Origin of the sequence: Agrobacterium sp. CNPSo 3708 (genome assembly GCF_028674915.1) — a bacterium.
GTDB classification, from domain to species: domain Bacteria; phylum Pseudomonadota; class Alphaproteobacteria; order Rhizobiales; family Rhizobiaceae; genus Agrobacterium; species Agrobacterium cavarae.
Genome location: NZ_JAQZSF010000002.1, coordinates 183,971 through 210,469 on the forward strand (window position 1 = coordinate 183,971; position 26,499 = coordinate 210,469).

Here is a 26,499-nt window from a genome sequence, read left to right on the forward strand (position 1 = left end):
ATAGTGTTTTCGAATTTGGATGCTTGCGCAACTTATCCCGAACAATATATCCATATTAGAAAGCACTACAAGAGACGTAGACAGAGTCTCTCGAGGAAATGATGATGGACACCCAGTGGCACGAGATCGAGACGAGCGGCACAATGTGCACGCCCCTGTCCGTGCGTGTCTACAGCAACGAAGGCAAAGTGCGGACGCCTCCGCTGGTCCTTTATCTTAGGGGTGGCTCTTTTCTGGCAGAAGGGGCTCAGTGCGAGGAGCTACCGGTCGCGAAAGCGCTTGCCGAAAGTGGAGCGGTGGTCATCGAGGCGGATTACAGCACCGGCTCCTGCAATGAGTTTCCGGCGGTGATTGATCGGGCTTTCGATGCGCTCGATTGTCTGAGCAATAGCCGCAAGCAGTATGGTAGCGCCAAATCCTTGCTGTTCGTGGCAGGAGAAGAGGCTGGCGGGAATGTTGCCGCAGGCCTGGCGCTAAAGGCGCGTGATCGGATGCCTGGGAAACTGGCAGGACAAATCTTGCTATCACCAATGATCGATCCGCTGATGGCATCGACCTCCTTTCGGGATGCCGACAAGATCGGCATGCGGCAGCGTTGGGCCGAAGGCTGGAGCCGGTATCTGGCAAAGGCCTGTGGGGTAGCGCACCCTTACGCGGCACCGTGCCAGTGTACACGGCTCGACCGTGTGGCCCCAGCTTTGATTTTTACCGCCGAGGACGACCCTCTGCGTGACGAGACAGTGAATTATGCCGCGCGCCTGCGTGATGCAGGAATACAGGTTCGGCTGCATGTTTTCCCTGCCGGCTCCGGCTGGACAGGGCTTTATCGAGGTGAAGGTGGCAAGTGGCTTTCGGCTGTTTGCGACGAGTTTTCGGGTTTTGTTCAAGACCTCAAGAATTAGCATTTTAGACAATCACTGATCGGCTTCCTTACGAAGCCAAGGAGTATCCCATGACGCTCAAGAACAAGCGCCGTGCCCTTGCGGGTGCCGGCATAGGACTTGCCATGTCCGTAGCAGCCGCAGCGCTGCTATTCGATCTTCCCATGACGACGGGCGCCGTTGCTGCGGCTCCGCAGGCGGAGGCGCCTGCGGTTCCAGTGACGGTCGCAGTTGTGCAAAGCAAAGACATCACCCACTGGGAGCAATTTTCCGGCAGGCTCGAAGCTGTCGAGCGTGTTCAGGTCCGCTCCCGCGTTGCTGGCCAGATTCAAGCGGTTCACTTCCGTGAAGGCGCACTGGTAAAGGCTGGTGATCTGCTCTTCACCATCGATCCAGCTCCCTACCAGGCAGCGGTTGCGGGTGCGGAGGCACAGGTTGCCTCGGCGGACGCAAAGATCGGCCTTGCCAAAACCGAACTGGAGCGCGGTCGGCGACTTTCCGACAACCGCACTATTTCGCAAAGCGATCTTGATCAACGCCAAAGCAATGTGGCGGAGGCCGAAGCGCAACTGCGGGCCGCCCGCGCAGCACTGACGACGGCACAGCTCGATCTCAGCTACACGGAGCTGCGCGCACCGATTTCAGGACGCGTCGGCAAGCTTGATGTGACGGTCGGCAATCTGGTTGCCGCCGGCTCCGCATCCCCTGCTCTCACCACGCTTGTGTCTGTCGATCCGATCTATGCAAGCTTCAATGCCAGCGAGGAGATCGTCGCCAAGGCGCTGTCGCAACTGCCCACCTCAAACGGGGCACTTCAGGCGCTGGAGCAGATCCCCGTTGAAGTCGGCACGCTCGCCGATGAGGGCACGCCCATCAAGGGTACCCTGCATCTGATCGACAATCAGGTAGACGGTGCGAGCGGCACCATCGGCGTCCGCGCGGTATTCGCCAACACCAATGGGCATCTCATTCCCGGTCAGTTCGTTCGCGTCCGACTGGGCGAGCCGAAGTCGGAAAAGCGCATCGTGATCACCGACCGCGCGATTGGCACCGATCAGGACAAGAAGTTCGTTTTTGTCGTCGATAAGGACAACAAGGTGAACTACCGCCAGATCAAACCCGGCCCATCGGCCGAGGGAATGCGCGTCGTCGAAAGCGGCCTTGAGGTCGGAGACAAGATCGTCGTCAGCGGCTTGCAGCGCATCCGCCCCGGTGCGGTCGTGGCTCCGCAGACCGACGACAAGCTCGCCGCAGCCCAATAATTGATCCGACGGGCCTTCCTCGGCCCTTCCTATTCCCAATCGATGCAGAAAGATCCCTGCCGGTGGCGACACGCCACCGGGGTGGTCTCCCGCGTTCAGAATTCACCCGGAGAGGGCTAATCCATGAACATCTCCAGATTTTTCGTAGACCGGCCAGTTTTTGCTGGCGTCCTATCGGTTCTTATTGTCGTGGCAGGCCTGATTGGCATGCGCGCCTTGCCGATTTCCGAGTATCCGGAAGTCGTGCCACCTTCCATCGTCGTTCGTGCCACCTATCCCGGCGCGAACCCGAAGGTGATTGCCGAGACGGTGGCGACACCGCTCGAGGAACAGATCAACGGCGTCGAGAACATGCTCTACATGTCCAGCCAGGCGACCTCCGACGGTGTCATGACGCTGACTGTCACCTTCAAGCTGGGGACCGATCCGGACAAAGCGCAGCAGCTTGTGCAGAACCGCGTTTCGCAAGCCGAGCCGCGTCTTCCCGCTGAAGTCAGAAGCCTCGGCGTTTCCACCGTCAAGAGTTCTCCCGACCTGATGATGGTCGTGCATCTCGTCTCTCCCGGCAATCGGTACGACCTCACCTACCTGCGCAACTACGCCGTCCTCAACATCAAGGACCGGCTGGCGCGCATCGAGGGTGTGGGCCAGGTACAGATCTTCGGTGCCGGCGATTACTCCATGCGTATCTGGATCGACCCGCAGAAGGCCGCCGAGCACGACCTTGCCGCCAGCGATATCAGCAACGCCATTCGCGAACAGAACGTACAGGCGGCAGCCGGCACGATCGGCGCTTCGCCAAGCCCGAATGGCGTCGACTTGCAGCTCAACGTCAACGCACAAGGTCGGCTTTCCACTCCGGAAGAATTCGGCAACATCATCGTCAAAAGCGGCTCGAATGGCGAGATCACCCGCCTGCGTGACGTGGCGCGTGTCGAACTCGGCGCAGCCGATTACGCCTTGCGCTCGCTGCTTGACGGCGAATCCGCTGTGGCTATCCCGGTCTTCCAGGCTCCCGGTTCAAACGCCATCACCATTTCAGACCAGGTCGCTGCGACCATGCAGGACCTGCAGAAAGCGATGCCCGATGGCGTGAAATACGAAATCGTCTACGACACCACCGAGTTTGTCCGCGCCTCGATCGACAAGGTCATCGACACACTGCTGGAAGCCATCGCTCTCGTCGTCATCGTCGTCATCCTGTTCCTCCAGACATGGCGCGCCTCGATCATCCCGCTGATTGCCGTTCCGGTGTCGATCATCGGCACATTCGCCGTCATGTATGTCTTCGGCTTTTCCATCAATGCGCTCAGCCTGTTCGGGCTTGTGCTGGCGATCGGCATCGTCGTGGATGACGCGATCGTCGTTGTCGAAAATGTCGAGCGCAACATCGAGAACGGTCTTTCTCCGCGCGAGGCGACCTATCGCGCCATGAAGGAAGTCTCGGGTCCGATCATCGCGATCGCCCTGGTACTCGTGGCCGTCTTTGTGCCGCTTGCTTTCATCTCCGGGCTCTCGGGACAGTTCTACCGTCAGTTTGCATTGACGATCGCGATTTCGACGGTCATCTCCGCCATTAACTCGCTGACATTGTCTCCTGCACTGGCAGCCCTGCTTCTCAAGGATCACCACGCGCCGAAGGATTGGCTGACCCGCGGCATGGACAAGGTGCTGGGTGGCTTCTTCAGGGGTTTCAACCGCGCCTTCGGAGCAGCCTCAAACGGGTATGGCAAGGGCGTCGGCGGATTGCTCAATCGTAAGAGCATCGTCATGGTCGTCTATATGCTGCTCGCAGGCGCAACCTATGCCATGTTTAATGCGGTGCCCGGCGGCTTCGTGCCTGCGCAGGACAAGCAGTATCTGATCGGCTTTGCGCAGTTGCCGGATGCTGCAAGTCTCGACCGGACGGAAGACGTCATCAAGCGCATGAGTGATATTGCCATGCAGCAGCCAGGCGTCGAACATGCAATCGCGTTTCCGGGTCTCTCCATCAACGGCTTCACCAACAGCTCGAACGCGGGCGTCGTTTTCGTCGCCTTGAGCCCATTTGAAGAGCGCACCACACCGGAGCTTTCTGGCGGCGCTATTGCCATGGCGCTCAACCAGAAATTCGGCGCGGTTCAGGATGCCTTCATCGCCATGTTCCCGCCGCCGCCCGTCAACGGACTTGGCACCACAGGCGGCTTCAAAATGCAGATCGAAGACCGCGCAGGCTTCGGTTACCAGACGCTCGACGAGGTCACCAAGGCCTTCCTCGGCAAAGCCTATCAGACGCCCGAACTGGCTGGCCTGTTCTCAAGCTTCCAGATCAATGTGCCGCAGCTCTACGCCGATCTCGATCGTGCCAAGGCAGAGCAACTGGGTGTCTCGGTAACGGACGTGTTCGAGACGCTGCAAATCTATCTTGGCTCTCTTTACGTGAACGACTTCAACGCCTTCGGTCGCACCTACAGCGTGCGTGTGCAGGCCGATGCCAAGTTCCGCTCCCAGGCGGAAGATATCGGTCAGTTGAAAGTTCGCTCATCGAATGGACAGATGATACCCCTGTCCGCATTGTTGAAGGTGAATGCCACGACCGGCCCGGAGCGCACAACGCGGTACAATGGCTTCCTGTCGGCTGATATCAATGGCGGCCCAGCGCCCGGCTTCTCTTCCGGCGAAGCCCAGGCAGCCATCGAACGCATTGCCAGTGAGACCTTGCCATCGGGCATCTCTTTTGAGTGGACGGATTTGACCTATCAGCAGATCCTTGCCGGAAGCTCAGGTTTGCTGGTGTTCCCGTTGGCGCTGCTGCTGGTCTATCTGGTTTTGGCCGCACAGTATGAGAGCCTCACTCTGCCGCTCGCGATCATCATGATCGTGCCGATGGGCGTGCTCGCCGCCATGACCGGCGTCTGGCTGACGGGCGGAGACAACAACATCTTCACCCAGATCGGCCTCATCGTCCTTGTCGGGCTATCGGCGAAGAATGCCATCCTGATCGTGGAGTTTGCTCGGGAACTGGAGTTTGAAGGCCGCTCACCGGTTGCCGCGGCCATCGAAGCCAGCCGCCTTCGCCTGCGTCCGATCCTGATGACATCGCTTGCCTTCATCATGGGCGTGGTGCCGCTGGTCATCTCTACGGGCGCCGGAGCCGAGATGCGTGCAGCCATGGGCGTCGCGGTCTTCTCAGGCATGATCGGGGTCACGATCTTCGGCATCTTCATGACGCCGGTTTTCTATGTGCTCGTTCGCAAACTCTCCGGCAACCGCCCGCTGATCCAGCACAAGCAAGAGCCTGCAAACACCGACTACAAAATGAGCGAAGCGGTGTGACGGCGATCACAATATCGTCAAACCACAAGCCCCGAGGACGATTGTCTTCGGGGCTTCTCTACATTGTCTGGAGTGTTCCAGGCCTCAGCCAGCGGCCCATCGATGTTCTCAGCCTTTGGTTTTGCACAACCCGCGAAAACCAACTGTCATAATTTCGTTGCACGTTCACTTGTTTTCGTTTTCTATATGACACGCTTCGAATGAAGCGAGTTGCCGCTGGTTCTGGGAGGTTCCGGCGCAAAAAAAATCCTGGACAGCTTGTTGCTGGACCATGCGTAAAACTAGGGAGGCATCATGTCCACGAAACGTCTCGCTGCATCCGCGGCGGCATTTGCTATTTCGCTTTCTTTTGGCACCTCTGCCTTTGCCGCGACCGAGCTGCAATGGTGGCACGCCATGACCGGTGCGAACAACGAGGTGGTCGATCAGCTCGCCAAGGAGTTCAATGAGAGCCAGAGCGAGTACAAGATCACACCGGTGTTCAAGGGCACCTATCCAGAAACCCTGAATGCGGGGATCGCAGCCTTCCGGTCGAAGCAGCCTCCAGCCATCATTCAGGTTTTCGATGCTGGCTCTGGTGTCATGATGGGTGCAGAAGGCGCCATCATGCCGGTCGCCGATGTTCTCAAGAAGGGTGGATTCGATTTTAACAAGGCCGACTATCTGGCGGGAATCGTTGCCTATTATTCCAAGCCGGATGGCACGATGCTGTCCTTCCCCTACAACTCGTCTTCGCCGATCCTCTACTACAATAAGGATGCCTTCAAGAAAGCGGGCCTCGACACGGAGAACCCTCCAAAGACCTGGCCCGCAGTCTTCGAAGCGGCTCGCAAGATCAAGGAAAGCGGTGCGGCACCCTGTGGCTTCACCTCGACCTGGCTGACCTGGATCCAGACCGAGAACTTCGCCGCCTGGAACAACGTCTCCTACGGAACGAACGAGAACGGCCTCGGCGGCGGCAAAGTGGAGTTGAAGATCAACGCGCCTCTCTTTGTCGAGCATTTCCAGTCGATAGCCGATATGGCCAAGGACGGGACCTTCCGTTACGGCGGCCGCACGTCAGAAGCGAAACAGCTTTTCCTGTCGGGTGAATGCGCGATCCTGACCGAGTCTTCCGGCGGTCTTGGCGACATCGTAAAGTCGGGAATGAATTACGGCATCGGCCAGCTTCCCTATTACGAAGGTCACGGACCACAGAACACCATTCCAGGCGGCGCGAGCCTCTGGGTCTTTGGCGGAAAGTCTGATGAAGAATATAAGGGCATTGCCCAGTTCTTCCACTTCCTGTCGCAAACGCCGATCCAGGCACGCCTGCATCAGGTTTCCGGATATCTGCCTGTAACCAATGCCGCTTACGAAGCCACGAAGGCTTCCGGCTTCTACGAAAAGAATCCGGCGCGTGAAACGCCGATCCTTCAGATGATGGGCAAGGCACCGACGGAAAACTCCAAGGGTGTTCGCCTGCCGAACCTGCCACAGGTCCGCGACATCATGAACGAGCAGTTCGAAGCCATGCTGGCTGGTAAGCAGGATGCCAAGACGACGCTCAACCAGATCGTCGAGCGCGGCAATGCAGCCATCGCGGCTGCCTCCAAGTAATCACCATAAGCTGAAGCCGCTGCCCGCATCTTTGGATGCGGGCAATGCTTTTTCCCTGGCCGGCTGAGGAGCATCACCCTTGCACACGGTTCACTTCCCGAACAAAATCCTGCCCTACCTCCTGTTGGCACCCCAGATCATCCTGACCGCGATTTTCTTCTTCTGGCCCGCAAGCCAGGCGATCTATCAATCGGTGCTGCAGGAAGATGCATTCGGGCTTAAAACGACGTTCGTCGGTCTCGCCAATTTTTCCGATACACTTTCGGACCCGAATTATCTCCACGCGCTTCAGGTCACGATCGTCTTCAGTGCGTTGACGGCCCTGGTTTCCATGGCCATAGCATTGCTGCTTGCAACGGCCGCCGACAAGGTCGTGCGCGGACAGACCTTTTATCGCACGCTGCTTATCTGGCCTTATGCCGTGGCACCAGCGGTTGCCGGCATGCTGTGGCTCTTCATGTTCAACCCTGCCATGGGAACGCTCGCCTATCTGCTACGCTCGACCGGCTTCCAGTGGGACCCGTTGCTCAAGGGAGACCAGGCGATGGCGCTGATTGTCGTCGCAGCCGCCTGGAAGCAGATCAGCTACAATTTCCTCTTCTTCGTGGCCGGTCTTCAGGCAATCCCCAAATCGCTCATTGAGGCCGCAGCCATCGACGGTGCTCGTGGGAGCCGGCGCTTCTGGACCATCATCTTCCCGCTTCTGGCCCCCACCACCTTCTTCCTCTTGGTGGTCAATACCGTCTACGCCTTTTTCGACACGTTCGGCATCATCCATGCCGTAACCGGAGGCGGTCCCGCCAAGGCGACCGAAACGCTGGTCTACAAGGTCTACAATGATGGCTTCGTCAATTTGAACCTTGGCTCATCCGCGGCCCAGTCCGTGATCCTGATGATCATCGTGATCGGCCTGACTGCCTTCCAGTTCCGCTTCGTCGAGAAGCGGGTCCATTACGGATGAGGACCGGACATGATTGAAAAACGCCCCATCGCAAATGGCATTGGCCATCTCATCCTCATCATCGGCATCATCATTGTCGCCTTCCCGATCTACTACACGTTCATTGCTTCCTCGATGACGTCGCAAGACATCATCCGCCCGCCCATGTCGCTGCTCCCGGGCGGACATCTGATAGAAAATTATCGGGAAGCCGTGGCGGGTGGCGTCGAACGTGTGGTCGGCGTCAGTCTTGAACGCCTGCTCTTCAACTCCTTCGTCGTGGCAATGGCGATTGCCGTCGGCAAGATCATCATCTCGTTCCTCTCCGCCTTCGCCATCGTCTTTTTCCGCTTCCGCTTCCGGATGTTCTTCTTCTGGATGATCTTCATCACGCTGATGCTTCCGGTCGAGGTGCGCATCCTGCCAACCTATAAGGTGATCGTTGATCTCGGTTTGATCGACACCTATGCGGGCCTGACCCTGCCTCTGATGGCATCAGCGACGGCAACCTTCCTGTTTCGGCAGTTCTTCTTGACCATCCCGGGAGAACTGGTCGAAGCAGCGCGCATCGATAATGCCGGACCCTTCCGCTTCATGAAGGACATCCTTCTTCCGCTCTCGACCACCAACATTGCGGCGCTCTTCGTGATCCTGTTCATTTATGGCTGGACCCAATATCTCTGGCCGCTTCTGGTCACGAACGATGCCAAGATGAACACGATCATCATCGGCCTGCGCCGCATGGTCGATTTCACTGACGCCTCCACCCCCTGGAACTACGTCATGGTAACCGCGATCCTCGCTATCATCCCACCTATCATCGTCGTTGTTTTGATGCAGCGATGGTTCGTTAAAGGTCTTGTGGAGACAGAAAAGTAATGGCCCAGATTGTTTTGAACGATGTCCGCAAGATGTATGGCAATATCGAAGCCATCAAAGGTGTATCCCTGCAGATCGCCGATGGGGAACTGGTTGTACTCGTAGGCCCATCCGGCTGCGGCAAGTCCACCTTGCTTCGCATGATCGCGGGCCTTGAGAGCATCTCAGGCGGTGAAATCTCGATCGGCAATCGGGTGGTCAACGACTTGGAGCCGTCCGAGCGCGATATCGCCATGGTGTTCCAGAACTACGCGCTCTACCCGCATATGACGGTGCGGCAGAACCTTGCTTACGGGTTGAAGAACCGCAATACGCCGAAAGACGAGATCGATCGCCGTATCGAGCAGGCAGCCAAGGCGCTTGAGATCGAACAGTTTCTGGAGCGCAAGCCGAGGCAACTGTCCGGCGGCCAGCGCCAGCGTGTGGCGATGGGCCGCGCCATCGTGCGCGAACCCGCCGCATATCTCTTCGACGAGCCTCTATCGAACCTCGATGCCAAGCTTCGCGTCCAGATGCGCGTCGAGATCAAGCGGCTTCAGCGCTCGCTTGCGACGACAAGCGTCTATGTCACGCATGATCAGATGGAAGCGATGACGCTGGCCGACAGGCTGGTGGTTTTGAATGCAGGGCGCATCGAACAGGTCGGCACGCCGATCGAACTCTATGAGCGCCCGGCAACGACCTTTGTCGCGACCTTCATCGGCTCGCCATCAATGAACTTGCTTGCGATCCCGACATCTTCCGGCAATTGGTCGATGACGCAGACCGCGGCAATTCCGGCCACAGCAGCCACTCTCGGCATCCGTCCGGAAGACCTCCACCTGATCGCAGACGCTCACCAGGACGAGGCTTTTACCGCCTCCGTCAAGGTTGCTGCGGTGGAACTGGTCGGCGCGGAAAGCTACGTGCATGGCATATTGGCAGATGGCAGCGCCATCGTCTTTCGTGTGGCCGGACGCTCGCGCATCGAGATGGACGACGTCGTGCAGATCGGCGCAAAGGCGGCAGATTTGCACTTCTTCAACGCCAGCGGCGCTCGTATCGACTGACTGCAAGAATGAAGCGGGACCTCCGAAGGTCCCGCTTCAACCATTCGGTAGACCGAAACACCGCCTAAAGACCGAAGCGCTCGATGTCACGGCGTATGTCTTCCATCCCCAACCCGGATCCGAGAAGCAACGCCAGAAGAACGCGCGCCTTTTGCGAACTGAGATCCCCTGCAAAGATAACACCGCCTTCCGCAAGGGTCTTGCCGCCACCATTTCCGTAGATTGGCTTGACGCGACCGCGTTGGCACCGGCTCGTCATGATGACCGGAACACCGCTCTTGACGAGATCGATAGCGGCAGCCGTGACGGCAGGTGTGGCGTTGCCACGGCCAAAGCCCTCGATCACGATGCCACGCATTCCCTCCGAGGCGGCGAAGCGCAGGAACCTGTCGCTCGTGCCGATTCCGAGCTTGACGATCTCGATATCCGTCTCGACACGTGTCGCAGGAATTTTGCCCGGGGCCACCGGGCGCCGGTGCACGATGACCAAGTCACCATCGACTTCACCCAGCTTCCCATGTTCGGCAGAGATGAACGTGTCGGTGCGAGAGGTGTGGGACTTAGTCACGTCGCGGGCTGCATGAAACTCCTGCTCAAAACACAAGAGGACGCCCAGACCGCGGGCGGTCTCAGATGCAGCGATGCGAACCGCGTCGGCAATGTTGCGTGGACCATCGCCATCCGGTTCATCGGCTGCGCGCTGCGCACCGGTAAAGACGACCGGCTTCCCGCTATCGATGAGAAGATCGGCCATATAGGCGCTCTCCTCCATCGTGTCGGTTCCGTGCGTCACGACGACACCGTCGATCTTGGGGTCGGCGAGATGGTCTCTTATCCTGCAGGCGAGAGCAAAAGCGTCTTCGAGCGAGAGGGCAAAGCTCCCGACCGTCATGAATTCATCGACCACCAGCTCGACACCGGTGAGACGGCTTCCCAACGACGCCCGAAGCTCGCTTCCGCCAAGCTTCGCCGTCACATGGCCTGTGCTCGCATTTTTCTGCGACGCAATCGTACCGCCCGTGGTGATGAGGCAAACAGTTTTCGTCATGATCTTTCCCCTAAATCTTTACGTCAGCTAACTTGGTCTGACCAAGATTGTCAAATGGCGAAGAATTGGGCACCAAATGCCTATTCTTTGACGTTGACGGCCTGACCGAAATCCGATCTTCTGCATTGAATGGAACTCTTGGTCAGACCAAGATGGAGCGCACACTTGGTTGAAACAGCGATCGGGAAAAAAGCAGAAGCGGGAAGCGCAGGCGGAAGCGCTGTCGCGGCAACGGTGAGAGCACTCGCCTCGATGATCGCTGAAGGCCACTGGTCGCAGGGATCCGCGCTGCCACCGCAGCGGGAGCTCGCAAGGCTGCTCGACATCAGCAGAGCGACGCTTCGTGAGGCCATCTCCGTTTTGTTGACCACCGGCAAAATCAAAGCTCAAGACAATGGTCGCGGTTTCGTTATCGCCGATGGTAACGATGAGACGAACGGTGCCTGGCCGCAAGGCGCACCCTATTCTCTTCGCGAGGTTTACCAGTTGCGGCATGTCGTCGAAAGTTATGCTGCGCAACTTGCTGCGATGTCTCGCACGGAGCACGATCTTGCTGCGTTGCGAAGCGCGCTAGCCGCCTTTCGCTGCGCGGCACAGGACGCAGATCTGGGCGGTTACGTGGAGGCTGATACCGAGTTTCACCGCCAGATCCTGGCGATCTCCGGCAACCGCCTCCTCGTCGATATGCATCGAACATTCGCCGGCGTCATGCAGGAGAGCCAGCGCATGCCGGTCCTGCACCCTGGCGATCTTTGGCCTGCGGTCAAGGAGCATGAGTTGATCTTGGAGGCGATCGAACGCGGCGATCCGGACGGTGCGCTTTATTACATGCGCAAACATATCAGCATGGGGGGCAGCCGCTCGGGCCTCTCTCCAACCGAACTGCCCTGAATTCAATCAGGCCGACCCGGCCATTACAGAAGGAAGCGATCATGGCGAAGGAAATACTGGTGTCCTATGGTGTCGACGTCGATGCCGTCGCGGGCTGGCTTGGCTCTTACGGTGGCGAAGACAGCCCCTGCGATATTTCCCGCGGCGTCTTTGCAGGCAAGGTCGGCTCTGTGCGTTTGCTCCGTCTCTTCGAAAAGTGGGGCATCAAGACCACCTGGTTCATTCCCGGGCACTCGATCGAGACATTCTGGGATGAGATGAAGCAGGTTGCCGATGCCGGTCACGAAATCGGCATGCACGGCTATAGCCATGAAAACCCGATTGCCATGACGCCCGAACAGGAAGAAGCGATCTTCGACAAATGCGTCGATCTCATCACCAAGCTTTCCGGCAAGCCGCCGCGCGGTTATGTGGCCCCCTGGTGGGAGTTCGGCTCCAAGACCAACGAACTGCTGAAGCAAAAGGGTATTCTCTACGATCACTCCCTGATGCACAACGACCACCACCCCTATTATGTCACCGTCGGTGACGAATGGACGAAGATCGATTATTCCAAGCATCCGTCGCACTGGATGAAACCCTTTACCCAAGGTCCCGAAACCGACCTGATCGAAATCCCTGCGTCCTGGAACCTCGACGACCTCCCGCCGATGATGTTCATCAAGGCCGCGCCCAATAGCCACGGCTTCGTCAACCCGCGCGACCTCGAGCAAATGTGGATCGACCAGTTCGAGTGGGTCTATGAAAATTATGACTATGCCGTCTTCCCGCTCACCATCCACCCGGATGTTTCCGGCAAACCCCACGTCCTCAAGATGCACGAGCGCATCTTCGACCACATCCGTCAGTTTGAGGGCGTGAAGTTCGTCACCATGGAAGAAATCGCCGCTGACTTTGCCAAGCGTTACCCGCGCAGCGGCACGGCGCGTCCCCAATCATAAGTCTCAAGGCATAAGGGAGAAAGCGAATGTGCGGCCTGTGCGGTGCGCTTGGCGCGGCGGATCATTGGAGCAGCGGCGGCAAAGGCGTTGCGTCGATGACGCCCGCCGCCGAGCGTTACCGACAGGCCAGCGCCGTCAATGCAGTCCTTGGTCATTATGGGCTGCGGTTGAAGGTCTGGAATGATCGATATGTTCTCTCCGGCCGCACGGGAAAGAGTGCGGTCGTAGACCATCTGGGCCAATTGTGGCCATTGGCTGAGGCTTTTGCCGGCAAGGTGATCGACCCTCTCGATCCAACGCTTCTGTCGAAAATGCGGGAGGCGTGATGCCATCTGGCGCTCAACCACCCATCGTCGTCAACGTCCTCACAGGCTTTCTGGGCTCAGGCAAGACGACCCTGCTTAACGCGTTGCTGTCGGGTCCCGATCTTTCCAACACCGCCGTGATCATCAACGAATTCGGCAGCATCGGCCTCGATCACCTGCTGGTTGAGACAATCGAAGACGATACTGTCCTTCTGCAGAGTGGGTGCATCTGCTGTACAATCCGCGGCGATCTGAAGCAGGCGATCCTGTCGCTCTTCGAAAAGCGCAAGGCAGGTCGTATAGGGTCTTTCACCCGGCTCATCATCGAGACAACAGGACTTGCCGACCCAGCACCGATCGTCGCCACGCTGACGGCTGATCTGATGTTGAAATATCATTTTTCGATGGGCAACATCGTCACCGTCGTCGAGGTTCCGAATGGCCAACACAACATTGAGACCTATACCGAAAGCGCGCGGCAGGTCGCCGTCGCCGATCGACTTGTCATCACCAAGACGGACATTGCCGAGCCCGATGCGGTAGCTGCGCTCATCGCCAAGCTGTCGACCATGAATCCGACGGCCAGCATTGAAATCAGTGATCCTGCCAATCCTGCTGCGAGCCTGATCCTGACGGAGGACATCCACGACCTTTCAGCCCGGCCAGCCGAAGCACGGCGTTGGGTCGCAGCGGAGCGCTACCATGACCATGCGCATGCACCGTCGCAGGACGTCAACGCGCATGGGGCGATCCGCGCCATATCCCTAACCACGCCCAACGCCGTCTCATGGCCGCGGTTTTCGACATGGCTCTCCTTGCTGGTCAACAGGCATGGCGAGAAGCTCCTGCGCGTAAAGGGTATCATCGGCGTCGACGGACACGAGACACCGGTGGTGATCCACGGCGTTCAACATCTCATCCACCAGCCCGTCCACATGGCCGCCTGGCCCGCAGAGGATCGCACAAGCGTTCTCGTGTTTATTGTCGATGGCGACATCGGGAATATCGCCCAATCCTTTGCCGCCTTCGTCGAGGCCGATCCGCTTGCAATAACAGACTCTCCGAAGCAGGCGGAGCAATAGTCGCGCCTCGCTCATAGAACGCCAAGCGCGCGGCTTCGCTGCGGATCAGCTTCGCAAAACCGCCGATCAAACAGCGAGGAAGCCACCGTCGATCGGCAGTATGGCACCGGTAATCATCTTGCTGTCGTCGGACAGCAGAAGTGCGATGCTCTCCGCCACTTCCTCCGCTTCTGCGAAGCGATTAAGCGGATGGCGAACCATCATCGGCTGGCTCTTCACCGGATCGTTCCATGCTTCCGCAGCAAGTTCGGTCAGCGTGATGGTGGGGGCGACCGCGTTGACGCGGATGCCATGTGGACCAAGCTCCTTGGCGAGCACGCGTGTCGCGCCCTCAAGCCCCGCCTTGGACGCGGCATAGCAAAGATGATCCTGAAACCCGCGGTGACCGGCAATCGACGTGATGTTGACGATCGCACCACCACCGCCTTTTGCGACGCGTGCCCGGGCAAACTCCTGGCAGGTGATGATAGCGGCGCGCAGATTGATGCCGAGCACAGCTTCATAGCCTGCATCGGTCATATTCAATACGCTTTCCAACACATTGATCCCGGCGCTGTTGATCAGAAAATCGCAGGTGCCTGCCTCTGCCATCGCAGCACGAGTGGCGACGGCATCGGCGAGATCGGCACGGATCGAACGTCCACCAATTTCGGCTTTCAGGCTGTCGAGATCGGACTGCGTCCGGCTGATAGCCACAACCTCTGCACCGCGTGCCGCCATGAGGCGGGCGCAGGCGCGTCCAATCCCTTTGCCGGCTCCGGTGATGATGACGGACTTTCCAGAAAACTGCATGATATCCTCGCGTAATGCGGCCGCGTTGGCCTGCTGATCTTTGACTTCGACGGTATTCAGGAATGGGTATTGGAGCGAATGGCGCGGGCTGCCTTCTGCAACGCCAGGAACGCTTCGTAGCGCACGTCATGCACCTCGCGAAACGCGGCCTCTGGCGAGGCAAGGTTTTTAACCCGAGACATCTTCGTCATGGCCGACGAAAGATCCGGGAAAGTTCCCGCCGCAACTGCGCCAAGCATAGCCGAACCAAGAAGAACCGGCTCTTCGCATTCCGTCAACTCGACGGGCATGCCGGTTGCGTCAGCCAGCAATTGCTGGGCAAGCGGATGGGCACCGGCGCCGCCGCTGACGCTGATGGTTTCCACCGGGGCACCGTGTCGGGCCTGCGTCTCGATGATCTGGCGAAGCCCGTATCCGAGGCCAAGAAGTCCAGCGACATAAAGCGCAACGAGCGAATCCACCCCTGTCTCCATACCGTAACCAGCGATGACCGCGCGCGCGTGAGGATCGGCGAACGGTGCGCGGTTACCGAGAAATTCCGGCACCACATGAAAATCCCTGGCGATATCCACTGCGGCAGAAGCCGACGTAGCTAAGCTCAACGCGCGATCGGCGAGCCAGACCGGCAAGGCCTTGCCATCATTGTTTGCGCGCTCTTTCGCCTCCGTAAACGCCGGGTGCAGTTGCACCAGATAATCAATGGCAGCACCTGCGGCGGACTGGCCGCCCTCATTCAACCAGGCGCCTGGAACCATGGCAGAATAATACGGACCCCAGACACCTGGTACAAAAGCGGGTTCGGCGGTGGTCGTCATGGTGCAGGATGAGGTGCCAAACACATAACCGAGGCATCGCGAGGCGTCTCCGCCTGCCGCGACCGTCCCCACCCCGCCAGCATGCGCGTCGATCAGACCGGCGGCGACAGCGGTGCCGGGGCGTAACCCCATTGCCTTCGCGGACTCATCCGTCAGCCCAGCGCCGAGCGCAGTGCCTGGATGGACGACGTTTTGACCAATGCGACGGAAGCCCTGCTCCGCCAAGTCCCCGAGACCGATGGCATTGAAATAATCAGCGTCCCACCGATCCTCATGGGCAAGATAGGTCCATTTGCAGGTCACGGTGCAGGCAGAACGTTCGAGCGATCCGGTGGCCTTCCATGTCAGGAAATCCGTCAGATCGAAAAAGTGCGCAGCGCGAGCGTAAACACGGGGGCTGTTTTCTTTGAGCCATAGGAGCTTGGGCGTCTGCATCTCCGGCGAAATGCGCCCGCCGACATATTGCAAGACGGCATGGTGGCCGGCATTGATCCGCTCAGCCTGCCCAACCGCGCGGTGGTCCATCCAAACGATGATGTCCCGCTCAGGATGGTCGGGGTCGCCAACCGGAAGCGTCTCACCGTCCGGACCGCAGACCACAAGCGAACACGTTGCGTCAAAACCGAGACCCGTCACGTCAGCCGGGTCGATACCGGCACGCGAAACGCTTTCCCGGATGCTCTCGCAAACCGCTTGCCACACCTCACCGCTTGTTTGCTCGGCAATACCGCCATCTTGCCGGTGCATTGAGATCGGCCGTTTGGCCGTTGCGAGAAGCTTACCTTCCACATCGAAGACACCTGCCCGAGCAGATCCGGTGCCGACATCGACGCCAATCAGGTAGGAAGCCATTTGCAATACTCCTCGAGCGGATCACACAACACATGAGAGAAGCGGCTGAACCCATTGATGGGCCAGCCGCCACTCGATTATCAGACGCGATCGAAGTTGGTCGGCAGAACCAGCATGTCGCGGATGGTGACGGTGCGCTTGCGCGTTAGCATGTAAACGATGGCATCGGCCACTTCGCTCGCGTCGATGAGGCTACCCGATTCCTTGGCCTTGCGAAGGTTTTCCTCCGGCCAGTCTGCCAACAGCGCGGAGACAACCGGACCGGGCGAGACCTGGGCGACACGTACGCCGTGCGGGATCATCTGGCGGCGCATGCCCTGGACGAAGCTGGTAATCGCCCACTTGGAACCGGAATAGACAGGCTCCCAATAGGTGGGGAAGTGTCCGGCAATCGAGCAGGTGACGATGATATCGCCAGTCTTGCGCTCAGACATATGCGGCACGACGGCGTGGACATTCTTCATGACGGCGTTGACGTTGAGGTTCAACATCTTGTCGATGGCTTCCGGTGTGGTCTCCGTCAGGTCACCGCCGATGTAAGTCCCGGCATTGCAATAGAGAATGTCGATGTGATCGACCTTTGCCAGGATTTCGGGGATCATGGCATTGCAGCTGTCGGTATCCAGAAGATTGGTGACCTGCGCAATGGCACGCTCGCCAAGCTTTGCGACGAGCTCATTCAAGGCCTTCTCGTTCCAGTCGACCATGACCACGGTGGCGCCCTGCTCCAAGAGCGCTTCGGTGGTAGCAAGCCCGATACCGGAGGCGGCACCGGTGATGACCGCGATCTTGCCTTGCAGCGATTCAGACATTTAGTTCTCCTGCGTTTATGAAGATGTTCCGGATGACCTAGCGCCACTCGCGCCCGATATAGATGGCCAGCAGAATGATGAAGCCCTTGATGACGTCCTGCAGATAGGGGTTGATGCCCATCAGGTTGAGGCCGTTATTAAGAATGCCAAGCAGCACGGCGCCGATCAAAGTGCCGAGGATAAGTCCCCGGCCACCGGCGATCGCCGTCCCCCCAAGCACCACCGCAGCGATCGCATCCAGCTCGAAGCCAACCCCGGCATTGGGCTGACCGCTCATCAGGCGGCCGGTCAGAATGAGTGCGGCAAGTGCTGCGGTGACACCTGAAATGCCATAGACGGCGAGCTTGACGCGCTGCGTTTTCACTCCCGAAAGCCGGGCTGCAAGTTCGTTGCCACCAAGGGCGTAGACGTGGCGACCAAAGGCGGTTCGCTGGAGAAGGACCCAGGCGATGGCGTAGATGACGACCATGATGACAACGGGGACTGGGACGACACCGATGCGACCGACACCGAACCAGGAAATCCAGCTCGGAATGCCGCTGACCGGATATCCGCCTGAATAGATGAGGCCAAGACCACGCGCCATTCCCATTGTCGCCAGCGTGACGATGATGGCTGGCATTTTTCCCCAGGCGACGAGTGCGCCATTGAATATGCCGATACCGAGCCCGATGAACAGCCCGGCAGGCAGCGCGATCGAAGCCGGCAATCCGGTATTGACCATCAATCCCGCCGAGAGCGTTCCCACAAGCGCCATGACCGCGCCGACGGACAAGTCGATGCCACCGGTCAGGATGACGAAAGTCATGCCGACGGCAAGAATGCCAACGACGGACACCTGCCGAAGCACGTTCATGATGTTGTTGACGCTGAAGAAATTGTCGCTTGCAAGACCCATCAGGATCGAGACGACGATCAGACCGGCGAGCGGCAATACCAGCGGCGAATACAGCAGGCCGCTCAGTTTGAAGCCGCCCGTCTTCGCGGCAACGCCGGTGTTAGCATCAAGCGACATGTTCAACTCTCCCGGTGGTAGCGTTTGTCATTATTGTTTCGGAATTGATATCTTCGCCCTCAAGCGTGGCGACGATGCCGCCGGAGCGGAAGACGCAGACCCTGTCGGACATGCCGATCACCTCAGGCAGTTCCGACGAGATCATGATGATGGAGTGGCCGCTTGCCGCGAATGCCCGCATCAGCGCGTAGATCTCGGCCTTCGCACCAACGTCGATGCCGCGCGTAGGCTCGTCGAAGATCAGCACCCGCATGTCATGGTTCAGCCAGCGGGCAATCACGATCTTCTGCTGATTGCCACCGGATAGGGTGTCAACGCGGGCATAGGGTCCCTGCGCCTTGACCTGAACCTGCGCCATTGCTTTCTTCGTGTGTTCCAGCTCCTTCTTCAGGTCTAGGAACCAGTGGGCTTTCCGATATTTGCGGTAGTTGTTCAGCGAAATGTTCTGCAGGATGGAGAAGCTGGTAATCAGCCCCTCTTCCTTTCGGCTTTCCGGCAGCAAACCGATGCCGCGGATCAGCGCATCATCAGGACCGGAAAACCGTGTTTCCGAGCCATCAAGTTTTATTCTGCGCCGTGAAGCCGAGTGCGCGCCAAGCATAGCGAGCACCGTTTCCGAGCGACCCGAGCCAACCAGCCCCGCAAAGCCGAGGATCTCTCCTTTGCGCAGTGAAAACCGCGAGACAGGCCCGCCCTTCTTCAGCTGGAGTTCTTCAACATCGATCACCACCTCGGCCGATGGATCAAGCTTCGGCTTTTGCGGGAAACTCGCCTCGATGCGCCGGCCCACCATCATTTCAACCAGGCGGTCGTTGTCCACCTCGGATGTCATGCAAGACCCGATGAGCTCGCCGTCACGCAGAACGGTGATGCGGTCACAGATTTCAAAAATTTCCTCGAGATGGTGCGAAATGAAGATGATCGCCACACCCTGACGACGCAGCTCTCGCATGACATTGAAGAGGTGTTCGGTCTCGGACGGAGTGAGCGTGGCGGTCGGCTCGTCGAGCACCAGAATGCGCGCATCCAGAGAAAGCGCCTTTGCAATTTCGACGAATTGCTGCTGGGCGACCGAGAGCCGATTGACCGGCACGTCGAGTGGAACATCCACCATCAAGCGGCTCATGATCTCGGCCGCCCGCTTGCGCATTGCGCCCTTGTTCAACAGGCGAAGCGGCCCGCGGATCTCACGGGCAAGGAACATGTTCTCGACAGCGTTGAGATAGGGGATCAGGCTGAATTCCTGAAAGACGATGCCAATCCCGGAAGCAATCGCCTCGTCATAATTGGCGAATTGCCGCTCTCTTCCGTCGATGCGGATCGTGCCCTCGGAGGGCTGCAAAATGCCGCAGAGAATTTTCATCAAGGTCGACTTGCCAGCACCGTTTTCGCCGAGAAGCGCGTGCACCTCACCGGGGCGTGCCTGGAGGTCGACGCCGCGAAGGACCTCGATCTTGCCGAAGCTTTTTCTTATTCCGTTCAGTTCGAGCACTCTACCCTCCTCAATGGTCGGGATTTAGAGCGCCGTGCGTCTTTCAGGACGCACAAAGGACGCTCTAATGTCTTTAATTCCAAGCGTCCCGCCCCCGCCTAAGCGGGGACGGAGCCTGGGAGGAGTTATTACCAGCTGAACTCGCCGGCGTTCTTGCTGTCCACGACCATGACGTCGATCGGCACTTCCTTCGGCACAACGCGTGCACCCCATTTCTGAGCAAGCGCCATGGCAAGTCCAACGCGGACCTGGTCACGTGGGAACTGCGCCGTGGTTTCGATGAAAGGCGTACCATCGGCGATGGCCTTCACCGCTTCGGGAGCGCCGTCCACGGAGGTCAGCTTGATGTCCTTGCCGGAACCCTGGATAGCCGAAAGCGCACCCATCGCACCGCCGTCATTTACGGAGAAGATACCCACGAGGTTCGGGTGCGACTGGATCATGTTCTCGACCACGCCAAGAGCAACGGAACGATCCTGACGACCGTTCTGCGTGTCCACGAGCTTGATGTCCTTGAATTCCGCCAGTGCGGCCTTGCAGCCCTCGACGCGTTGCAGGATCGGCACGACCGGAATACCGTCGAGGATCGCAACCTCGCCCTTGCCGCCAACGGCTTCACCGAGATGTTTGCAGGACATGTAGCCCGCATCGCGGTTCTTCGAACCCACGAAGGTATCGACCGGACCGTTTGCATTTGCATCCACGGCGACGACGATGACACCTGCGGCTTTGGCTGCATGAACGGCGGCTTCGATGCCCGCGCTGTCGGTTGGGTTCAGAAGAAGGATGTCGATCTTCTGCTGAAGCATATCTTCGACGTCGGAAATCTGCTTTGCAACATCATGGCCGGCGTCGGTTACGACGACATCGGCTCCGATGCTCGCTGCGGCTTCCTTGAGCGCTTCCTGCATGGACACGAAGTAAGGGTTGTTCAACTCCTGAAACGTCATGCCGATCTTCAGCTTTTCCTGTGCCAGAGCCGGAGCGGCCATCAGTGCAAGGGCGGCTGTCGCCATCAGAAACTTCGACTTCATTTTCATATTACTCTTCCTCCCGTTGGAATTTGGGCAGCAACTACCCGTTTCCGGACAGTCGTCTGTCCGAATTGATGAAATCTGCGATGTGCCGGTGGGTTAATCCGCCATGACTGCCGCCTTTTGGGCCGCGAATATGGTTCGGAACCTCGACGGCGACATTCCCTTCAGTTTCAGGAAATGCCGGTTGAAATTCGAAAGGTTGGAGAAGCCCACGTCGTAGCAGACTTCGGCAACCTTGACGTCCTGATCCGCCAGCAGCATCTGACAGGCGAGATCGATCCTCAGTTGATTGCGGTAACGAACAAGCGTCGTGCCTGTGTGGCGCTTGAAGGCGCGTGAAAATGTGCTGGGGCTCTGGCCAACGATCTCAGCCAGGTCAATTTCATCCACCTGCGCGGTCAGATGCTGGCGCAGATGCGACAGGGCGCGATTGATGCCGCTATCGCCAGTTCCTGCCAAGTCCAGCTCATAGCTGAGACTGGCCAGAACCTCGGGAGAAGGCGCTTTGACCAGAAGGTCAAGAATTTCCCAGAAGAGCGCGAGGCGCGTAAGCCCCTGCGCTTCGATCAACCTTTCGATCAAAGGTCGGACGCGATTGCTCGTATCGTCGTCAAAGAGAATGCCACGGCGGCTGCGTTCCAGCAGGCTGCGGACCGGCTCCATCTCCGACATGCATGCACTGGCTTCTTCTATGAACGCTTCCGGAAACTGGATCACGAGAGAGCGCGTCGGAACGATTTCCTCGGGCTCTATCTCGCTGATCCAGTTCTGGGGGAGATTGGGGCCGGTCATGATCAGCTGGCCGGGGTCGAAGCGTCCGACAAAGTCGCCAATATAGAAGGTGCCGGACGTGGCCACGACGAGGTGGATTTCGTATTCAGGGTGGTAATGCCAGCGAACCGTACGGAACGGGTAGCCATGCCGCCAAGCAGCGAAAGACTCGCCCTTGCGAATGTGGACCAGTTCCAGATCGGGCTGCATCATGGTTCCTCCCTCACGCAAGTCCGCCTCAAGTCGAAACGAGACCATTCCTCTTATGGCTCGTCCCAGGCGTTGAGGTGGAGCATAGGCGCGACCGGAGCTATTGCTCCACCTCACGCCGTAGAAATTGCTGATACTTTTTTGACTGCTCTATGCTGAAAAAGGAATAGCAGTGCATTGGGCCTAACAATGAATACCAATCCTGCATCGATTTTAGCCAACAACTTCGCGTGATATGTTCACAACCCGTGCAACGGCACGCTGAAAGGTTAAAATTTTCACGCTTGGAGAGGCGGCTACAGTGGCGCCTGGCTTATACTTTTTCGCGCATCCGGTGATGGATAATGATCAGAAAAGCATCGGCGGTAAAATGCCGGACTATCATCGGAGGGGGCCATCCGCCGTCGTGCACCCGTCATCAGTCAGAGTGGACAGGCTGTGACACAGTCCTCATAGTGTGACCAAATCGTTTTGCGGTGGACCCACATGGGCTCGCGGGGTGTCGCGTCCCACTGCCATTGGTCGTCTTGCCACTTAGAAGGATAGGACAAATGCAACCGAGACTTCTCAGCCGAACTTTTCTAGCCCTTACACTCTGCACCTCCGTGGCCTCGGCACAGCAGGCGTCCGACACCGTTGCTCCGGAAAAAGCGACGGCGGTTGCAACGGCTCAACGCGTGGAAGCCAAAAACTTTATGGTCGCGGCTGCCAATCCGCTCGCGGCTGAGGCAGGGCGTGATGTGATTGCCAATGGCGGGAACGCGATTGATGCGATGGTTGCGGTGCAGGCCGTGCTTGGTCTCGTCGAACCGCAGAGCTCCGGTCTCGGCGGCGGTGCGTTTCTCATCTACTACGACGCCAAAAGCGGGAAGCTGACCACCTTCGATGGCCGGGAGACGGCGCCCATGGAGGCCAACCCGACACTCTTTCTCGACGCGAAAGGCCAGCCCCTGAAGTTCATGGACGCCGTGGTGGGGGGCCGCTCGGTTGGTACGCCTGGAACCGTCCGCCTTCTTGAGGACGTCCACAAACGCTTCGGCAAAGCGGAATGGGCAAGCCTGTTGAAGCCGGCCCAGACCTTGGCAACAGAAGGCTTCCGGGTATCGCCACGCCTCGCCTCACTGGTCGCCTCCGAGGGTGACCGGTTGAAGACCTACAAGGAGACCACGTCCTATTTCTTCGATAGCTCGGGCGCGGCTTTGAAGGCAGGCACCGTATTAAAAAATCCGTCTTACGCAGACACGCTTACGCTTCTTGCGAAAGGTGGCGCCGACGCATTCTACAAGGGGAAAATCGCCGAGGACATCGTCAAGACCGTGCGTGAAGCACCGGGCAATCCGGGTGTCTTATCGCTGGCAGACCTCTCCAACTATCGCATCATCGAGCGAGAGCCAGTCTGCTTCACCTATCGCGCTCTCGATGTCTGCGGCATGGGTCCGCCTTCGTCAGGAGCAGTCGCCGTCAGCCAAATCCTCGGCCTTTCGGAAAATTTCGATCTCAAGGCTTTGGGGCCACAGAATGTGGAAAGCTGGCGCATCATCGGCGATGCCCAACGTCTTGCATTTGCCGACCGTGAACGTTACGTGGCCGATCCAAACTTCGTGCCGTTGCCGATCAAGGGCTTGCTCGACAAATCCTATCTGGGCGAGCGCTCAAGGCTGCTGGATGGCGACAAGGCCTTGAGCAAGGATGCGGTCAAAGCTGGCGAACCCGGCTGGGACCATGCGCTCCTCTTCGGCCGGGATGCGGCACTGGAATTGCCATCCACCAGTCACTTCGTCATCGTCGACAAGGAGGGCAACGTCGTTTCCATGACGACGACGATCGAAAACGGCTTTGGCTCACGTCTGATGACCAACGGCTTTCTTCTCAACAATGAGTTGACGGACTTTTCCTTCAAGACCCATGATGGCGGCCTGCCGATTGCCAATCGGGTCGAGCCTGGAAAGCGGCCGCGCTCCTCGATGGCACCAACCATCGTGATGAAGGACGAAAAACCACTGCTCGCCATCGGCTCGCCAGGTGGCAGCCAGATCATCGGATATGTGGCGCAGGCGCTGATTGCCTATATCGACTGGGGTATGCCCGTTGAGGAGATCGTGGCTCAGCCGCATCTCATCAATCGCTTCGGGACCTACGATATCGAGGCCGGCACCAAGGCGGAAGACATGGCCGAACCTCTCAAATCACTCGGGTACGATGTGAAGCCGGGCGAGATGAATTCCGGCTTGCACGCTATCGAGATTACCGGCAAAGGCTTGGCTGGAAGCGCCGATCCACGCCGAGAGGGCGTTGCTCTGGGAGAATAAGAGCGACCTCGAGGGCGCATTTCATCTGGCCAAAAGCACCAGTGGCAAACTGAAGGGCACTCATCCTGCGGTGCCGAAAACAATCGAGCGAACAGTGCGCTCAGCACCGTTCGCTCTTGCTGGTCATCCGATATTGGGCTCAGATCAGATCGCGGTCAAAGCGCTCGTCCCATTGGCGCGTCTTGACCAGCGTTCCATTCTCGAATGCTGACAACTCTCCGCACAGATAGAATTTGTTCTCGTCCGAGCGCATTTCTGTTCGGCTTTCGATTTTTATCCGCCAGCCGTCACGCCCCATTTCATAGCTCTGCGTGAGCACGTACTTCGCCGAGAGCGGGTCGTCGTCCTTGATGGTCAACTCACGGCGAAGGCTGTGACTGAGTTGAGTATCGATCTCGTCGAAGCGGATGACGCCCTCTCCGAACAAGCCGCCCACGCCTTCCGTGATGTAGGTGTTGACCCCGGTTTCATGGTCCTGTTCGGTCCAGCGCCTGACGGTGCCGGCATCGACCTGCGTCATCGGAGTCGACGGCCCGTGAGCGGGTGAATCGAAACGCACTTTCGTCTCATGTGATGGCGCACGAACAGGGAGCTCAAGTCTGCTCTCCGCCACGGAGATGCTGAGCGTCGCATTGTATGGTGACGTCCAGACCATTGGCCAATAGGCGGTTGCGATGGCGAGTTGAACGCGATGACCTCTGGCAAATCGATAGCCGCAATCGTTGAGCTTGATCGCTACATCGTAAAACTTGCCCGCTTCCAATGCTTCCGGCTCTTCATGGCTATCACGATGGTTCAGGTTGAAGACCTGATAGCTTACCCGCGTCACGCGGCCATCCGGCAGAACATCGTTCAACCGCAGCGATATTTGCGCTACCGGGCAATCTGCAGCAACGCGAAGGCGGACCGAAGGTGCACCCAACACATCGAGATCCTGTTCCAGTATCTCCGTTTCGAAAACGAGCGCGCCCCCATTATCAAGCCGCTGGTCTGTCGGGTGTTCGCCTGGGCAACCCGTTGCCATCCATTCGCCACCTGCTTTTCCGTGGCTCTGCGGAGAACGGATTTGCAGGATCGCTGCCTGCGATGCGTTTCCGCCAAGGCGACGATCAGCGCCAAGATCGAACTGCTTTGCAGTTATCTCAGTCGATGGCCATTCTGCTTCACCAACCCACCGACCCTCCGTCGTGGTGCGCGTGCCCGTGGGTCCGATCGTGTCACAGACAAAGGCACGCAGCATGGGCTCGTCCATGACGCCAGTCTCTTGACCCTTGAGCCACTGATCCCACCAGCGGGTTGCCTCCTGAAGGAAGCCGATGGCAGGACCTGGAACACCATCCTGAGGGTAAATGTGCCCCCAGGGGCCGATGATCCCGCGACGTGGAACTTGAAGGTTTTCCAATAGTCGGGACACCGGATTGGTATAGCTGTCGGCCCATGCCCCGATTGCCAGCACCGGGCACTCAATGGCGCTCCAGTCTTCACAAACGGATCCGTGTTTCCAATAGTCGTCATAACGCTGATGTTCGAGCCAAAGAGCGGGGAAGAAAGGGAGCTTGTCGAGCCGTTCCAGCCACTGCTCTCTCCACACGTCGCCGACGATCTTTGGATCAAGAGGCCGGCTCTGGTAAGCCAGCATGATCGTGCCCCACCACAAATTATCATTGAGCAGCAAACCGCCCATGTAATGGATGTCGTCCGTATAACGGTTATCTGTCGAGTAGGCGGTGATGATCGCTTTCAGCGCGGGAGGTCTGCGCGCCGCCACCTGCAAACTGTTGAAGCCGCCCCAGCTTTTTCCCATCATTCCAACGTTGCCGCTGCACCAGGCTTGGCGGGAAATCCAGTCGATCACTTCAAGCGCGTCATCCTGCTCCTGCTTCAGATATTCATCCGCCATATGTCCATCGGATTCGCCTGTCCCGCGCATATCGACGCGAATGGCCGCGTAGCCCTGGCTTGCGAAATAGCCATGCATCGGCTCGTCGCGCCCACGCGTACCGTCGCGCTTGCGGTAGGGAATATATTCAAGGATTGCCGGGACCGGCGATTGTTCTGCGTCTTCCGGCAACCAGAGCCGCGCACCAAGGCGCGTACCATCGCTCAACGGAATCCAGATGTGTTCTTGGACATGCACTGTCATTTCAAATATTCCAGTCAGATTATGCGCCTTACTGGCACTCCAGTAGCGACGATAGGATT

Annotated in this window: 21 protein-coding genes; 12 read left to right on the forward strand and 9 right to left on the reverse strand. The window is 58.5% G+C overall.

Annotated features, from left to right (window positions below; all coding sequences use genetic code 11):
* The first annotated feature begins 104 nt into the window (after positions 1-104).
* From PVA19_RS03830 to PVA19_RS03860, 7 genes are all read left to right on the forward strand, one after another.
* Positions 105-902, forward strand: a complete 798-nt coding sequence (locus PVA19_RS03830) for an alpha/beta hydrolase (protein ID WP_162692974.1) — start codon at positions 105-107, stop codon at positions 900-902.
* A 50-nt stretch (positions 903-952) separates the two neighbouring features.
* A complete protein-coding gene (locus tag PVA19_RS03835; RefSeq protein WP_062441324.1) occupies positions 953-2,143 on the forward strand; it encodes an efflux RND transporter periplasmic adaptor subunit in 1,191 nt (396 codons plus the stop codon).
* 123 nt (positions 2,144-2,266) lie between these two features.
* Entirely contained in the window at positions 2,267-5,458 is a 3,192-nt protein-coding gene (locus tag PVA19_RS03840) for an efflux RND transporter permease subunit (RefSeq protein ID WP_062424367.1), read from the forward strand.
* A gap of 294 nt (positions 5,459-5,752) precedes the next feature.
* Entirely contained in the window at positions 5,753-7,057 is a 1,305-nt protein-coding gene (gene ugpB / locus PVA19_RS03845) for a sn-glycerol-3-phosphate ABC transporter substrate-binding protein UgpB (protein ID WP_112519702.1), read from the forward strand.
* A gap of 79 nt (positions 7,058-7,136) precedes the next feature.
* Positions 7,137-8,018 carry a sn-glycerol-3-phosphate ABC transporter permease UgpA gene (ugpA, locus tag PVA19_RS03850; RefSeq protein WP_274101237.1) on the forward strand — a complete coding sequence of 294 codons (882 nt, stop codon included), beginning with the start codon at positions 7,137-7,139 and terminating at the stop codon, positions 8,016-8,018.
* A 9-nt stretch (positions 8,019-8,027) separates the two neighbouring features.
* Positions 8,028-8,876 carry a sn-glycerol-3-phosphate ABC transporter permease UgpE gene (gene ugpE, locus PVA19_RS03855; protein ID WP_062424364.1) on the forward strand — a complete coding sequence of 283 codons (849 nt, stop codon included), beginning with the start codon at positions 8,028-8,030 and terminating at the stop codon, positions 8,874-8,876.
* Complete coding sequence (locus PVA19_RS03860) at positions 8,876-9,925, forward strand: sn-glycerol-3-phosphate import ATP-binding protein UgpC (RefSeq protein ID WP_274101238.1); 1,050 nt, start codon at positions 8,876-8,878, stop codon at positions 9,923-9,925. Before ugpE ends, PVA19_RS03860 begins: the two co-directional genes overlap by 1 nt.
* Positions 9,926-9,989: 64 nt before the next feature.
* Here PVA19_RS03860 and PVA19_RS03865 read toward each other — a convergent pair whose 3' ends face one another.
* Positions 9,990-10,973: an asparaginase gene (locus PVA19_RS03865; RefSeq protein WP_274101240.1), complete on the reverse strand. Its 984-nt coding sequence runs from the start codon at positions 10,971-10,973 to the stop codon at positions 9,990-9,992.
* Between the two features lie 165 nt (positions 10,974-11,138).
* Between PVA19_RS03865 and PVA19_RS03870 the strand changes: the two genes are divergently transcribed.
* Genes PVA19_RS03870 through PVA19_RS03885 form a run of 4 tightly spaced genes read left to right on the forward strand, consistent with a single transcriptional unit; the run spans position 11,139 to position 14,192 of the window.
* Positions 11,139-11,864, forward strand: coding sequence for a FadR/GntR family transcriptional regulator (locus tag PVA19_RS03870; RefSeq protein WP_194286661.1), 726 nt, complete (start codon positions 11,139-11,141; stop codon positions 11,862-11,864).
* A 41-nt stretch (positions 11,865-11,905) separates the two neighbouring features.
* Positions 11,906-12,805: a polysaccharide deacetylase family protein gene (locus PVA19_RS03875; RefSeq protein WP_062599858.1), complete on the forward strand. Its 900-nt coding sequence runs from the start codon at positions 11,906-11,908 to the stop codon at positions 12,803-12,805.
* 26 nt (positions 12,806-12,831) lie between these two features.
* On the forward strand, positions 12,832-13,131 hold the full coding sequence (locus tag PVA19_RS03880) for a hypothetical protein (RefSeq protein ID WP_274101242.1): 300 nt from the start codon (positions 12,832-12,834) through the stop codon (positions 13,129-13,131).
* Positions 13,131-14,192 carry a CobW family GTP-binding protein gene (locus PVA19_RS03885; RefSeq protein WP_274101243.1) on the forward strand — a complete coding sequence of 354 codons (1,062 nt, stop codon included), beginning with the start codon at positions 13,131-13,133 and terminating at the stop codon, positions 14,190-14,192. Before PVA19_RS03880 ends, PVA19_RS03885 begins: the two co-directional genes overlap by 1 nt.
* A 66-nt stretch (positions 14,193-14,258) precedes the next feature.
* Here PVA19_RS03885 and PVA19_RS03890 read toward each other — a convergent pair whose 3' ends face one another.
* The 7 genes from PVA19_RS03890 to PVA19_RS03920 all read right to left on the reverse strand — a co-directional run bounded on the left by PVA19_RS03890 (position 14,259) and on the right by PVA19_RS03920 (position 21,988).
* Positions 14,259-14,984: an SDR family oxidoreductase gene (locus PVA19_RS03890; protein ID WP_274101245.1), complete on the reverse strand. Its 726-nt coding sequence runs from the start codon at positions 14,982-14,984 to the stop codon at positions 14,259-14,261.
* Between the two features lie 56 nt (positions 14,985-15,040).
* Positions 15,041-16,651 (reverse strand): FGGY-family carbohydrate kinase, encoded by a 1,611-nt coding sequence (locus PVA19_RS03895; protein WP_274101246.1) that lies wholly within the window; start codon positions 16,649-16,651, stop codon positions 15,041-15,043.
* 80 nt (positions 16,652-16,731) lie between these two features.
* Entirely contained in the window at positions 16,732-17,463 is a 732-nt protein-coding gene (locus PVA19_RS03900) for an SDR family oxidoreductase (RefSeq protein WP_062424355.1), read from the reverse strand.
* 37 nt (positions 17,464-17,500) lie between these two features.
* Positions 17,501-18,478: an ABC transporter permease gene (locus tag PVA19_RS03905; protein ID WP_274101247.1), complete on the reverse strand. Its 978-nt coding sequence runs from the start codon at positions 18,476-18,478 to the stop codon at positions 17,501-17,503.
* Positions 18,468-19,970, reverse strand: coding sequence for a sugar ABC transporter ATP-binding protein (locus tag PVA19_RS03910; protein WP_274101248.1), 1,503 nt, complete (start codon positions 19,968-19,970; stop codon positions 18,468-18,470). The genes PVA19_RS03905 and PVA19_RS03910 overlap by 11 nt, the downstream gene beginning before the upstream one ends.
* A 128-nt stretch (positions 19,971-20,098) precedes the next feature.
* On the reverse strand, positions 20,099-21,010 hold the full coding sequence (locus tag PVA19_RS03915) for an ABC transporter substrate-binding protein (RefSeq protein WP_082479273.1): 912 nt from the start codon (positions 21,008-21,010) through the stop codon (positions 20,099-20,101).
* A gap of 93 nt (positions 21,011-21,103) precedes the next feature.
* The gene (locus tag PVA19_RS03920) at positions 21,104-21,988 is read right to left on the reverse strand and encodes an AraC family transcriptional regulator (protein WP_274101830.1); all 885 of its coding nucleotides are present in this window, start codon (positions 21,986-21,988) and stop codon (positions 21,104-21,106) included.
* 551 nt (positions 21,989-22,539) lie between these two features.
* Here PVA19_RS03920 and ggt point away from each other — a divergent pair.
* Positions 22,540-24,297, forward strand: a complete 1,758-nt coding sequence (gene ggt / locus PVA19_RS03925; protein WP_274101250.1) for a gamma-glutamyltransferase — start codon at positions 22,540-22,542, stop codon at positions 24,295-24,297.
* A 139-nt stretch (positions 24,298-24,436) separates the two neighbouring features.
* Here ggt and PVA19_RS03930 read toward each other — a convergent pair whose 3' ends face one another.
* The gene (locus PVA19_RS03930; RefSeq protein WP_274101252.1) at positions 24,437-26,440 is read right to left on the reverse strand and encodes a CocE/NonD family hydrolase; all 2,004 of its coding nucleotides are present in this window, start codon (positions 26,438-26,440) and stop codon (positions 24,437-24,439) included.
* Positions 26,441-26,499: the final 59 nt, after the last annotated feature.

Coding starts and splice junctions, on each gene's coding strand:
- PVA19_RS03830 (WP_162692974.1), top strand. CDS start 105: ATGGACACCCAGTGGCACGAGATCGAGACGAGCGGCACAATGTGCACG.
- PVA19_RS03835 (WP_062441324.1), top strand. CDS start 953: ATGACGCTCAAGAACAAGCGCCGTGCCCTTGCGGGTGCCGGCATAGGA.
- PVA19_RS03840 (WP_062424367.1), top strand. CDS start 2,267: ATGAACATCTCCAGATTTTTCGTAGACCGGCCAGTTTTTGCTGGCGTC.
- ugpB (WP_112519702.1), top strand. CDS start 5,753: ATGTCCACGAAACGTCTCGCTGCATCCGCGGCGGCATTTGCTATTTCG.
- ugpE (WP_062424364.1), top strand. CDS start 8,028: ATGATTGAAAAACGCCCCATCGCAAATGGCATTGGCCATCTCATCCTC.
- PVA19_RS03860 (WP_274101238.1), top strand. CDS start 8,876: ATGGCCCAGATTGTTTTGAACGATGTCCGCAAGATGTATGGCAATATC.
- PVA19_RS03865 (WP_274101240.1), bottom strand. CDS start 10,973: ATGACGAAAACTGTTTGCCTCATCACCACGGGCGGTACGATTGCGTCG.
- PVA19_RS03875 (WP_062599858.1), top strand. CDS start 11,906: ATGGCGAAGGAAATACTGGTGTCCTATGGTGTCGACGTCGATGCCGTC.
- PVA19_RS03880 (WP_274101242.1), top strand. CDS start 12,832: ATGTGCGGCCTGTGCGGTGCGCTTGGCGCGGCGGATCATTGGAGCAGC.
- PVA19_RS03885 (WP_274101243.1), top strand. CDS start 13,131: ATGCCATCTGGCGCTCAACCACCCATCGTCGTCAACGTCCTCACAGGC.
- PVA19_RS03890 (WP_274101245.1), bottom strand. CDS start 14,984: ATGCAGTTTTCTGGAAAGTCCGTCATCATCACCGGAGCCGGCAAAGGG.
- PVA19_RS03895 (WP_274101246.1), bottom strand. CDS start 16,651: ATGGCTTCCTACCTGATTGGCGTCGATGTCGGCACCGGATCTGCTCGG.
- PVA19_RS03900 (WP_062424355.1), bottom strand. CDS start 17,463: ATGTCTGAATCGCTGCAAGGCAAGATCGCGGTCATCACCGGTGCCGCC.
- PVA19_RS03905 (WP_274101247.1), bottom strand. CDS start 18,478: ATGTCGCTTGATGCTAACACCGGCGTTGCCGCGAAGACGGGCGGCTTC.
- PVA19_RS03915 (WP_082479273.1), bottom strand. CDS start 21,010: ATGAAAATGAAGTCGAAGTTTCTGATGGCGACAGCCGCCCTTGCACTG.
- PVA19_RS03920 (WP_274101830.1), bottom strand. CDS start 21,988: ATGCAGCCCGATCTGGAACTGGTCCACATTCGCAAGGGCGAGTCTTTC.
- ggt (WP_274101250.1), top strand. CDS start 22,540: ATGCAACCGAGACTTCTCAGCCGAACTTTTCTAGCCCTTACACTCTGC.
- PVA19_RS03930 (WP_274101252.1), bottom strand. CDS start 26,440: ATGACAGTGCATGTCCAAGAACACATCTGGATTCCGTTGAGCGATGGT.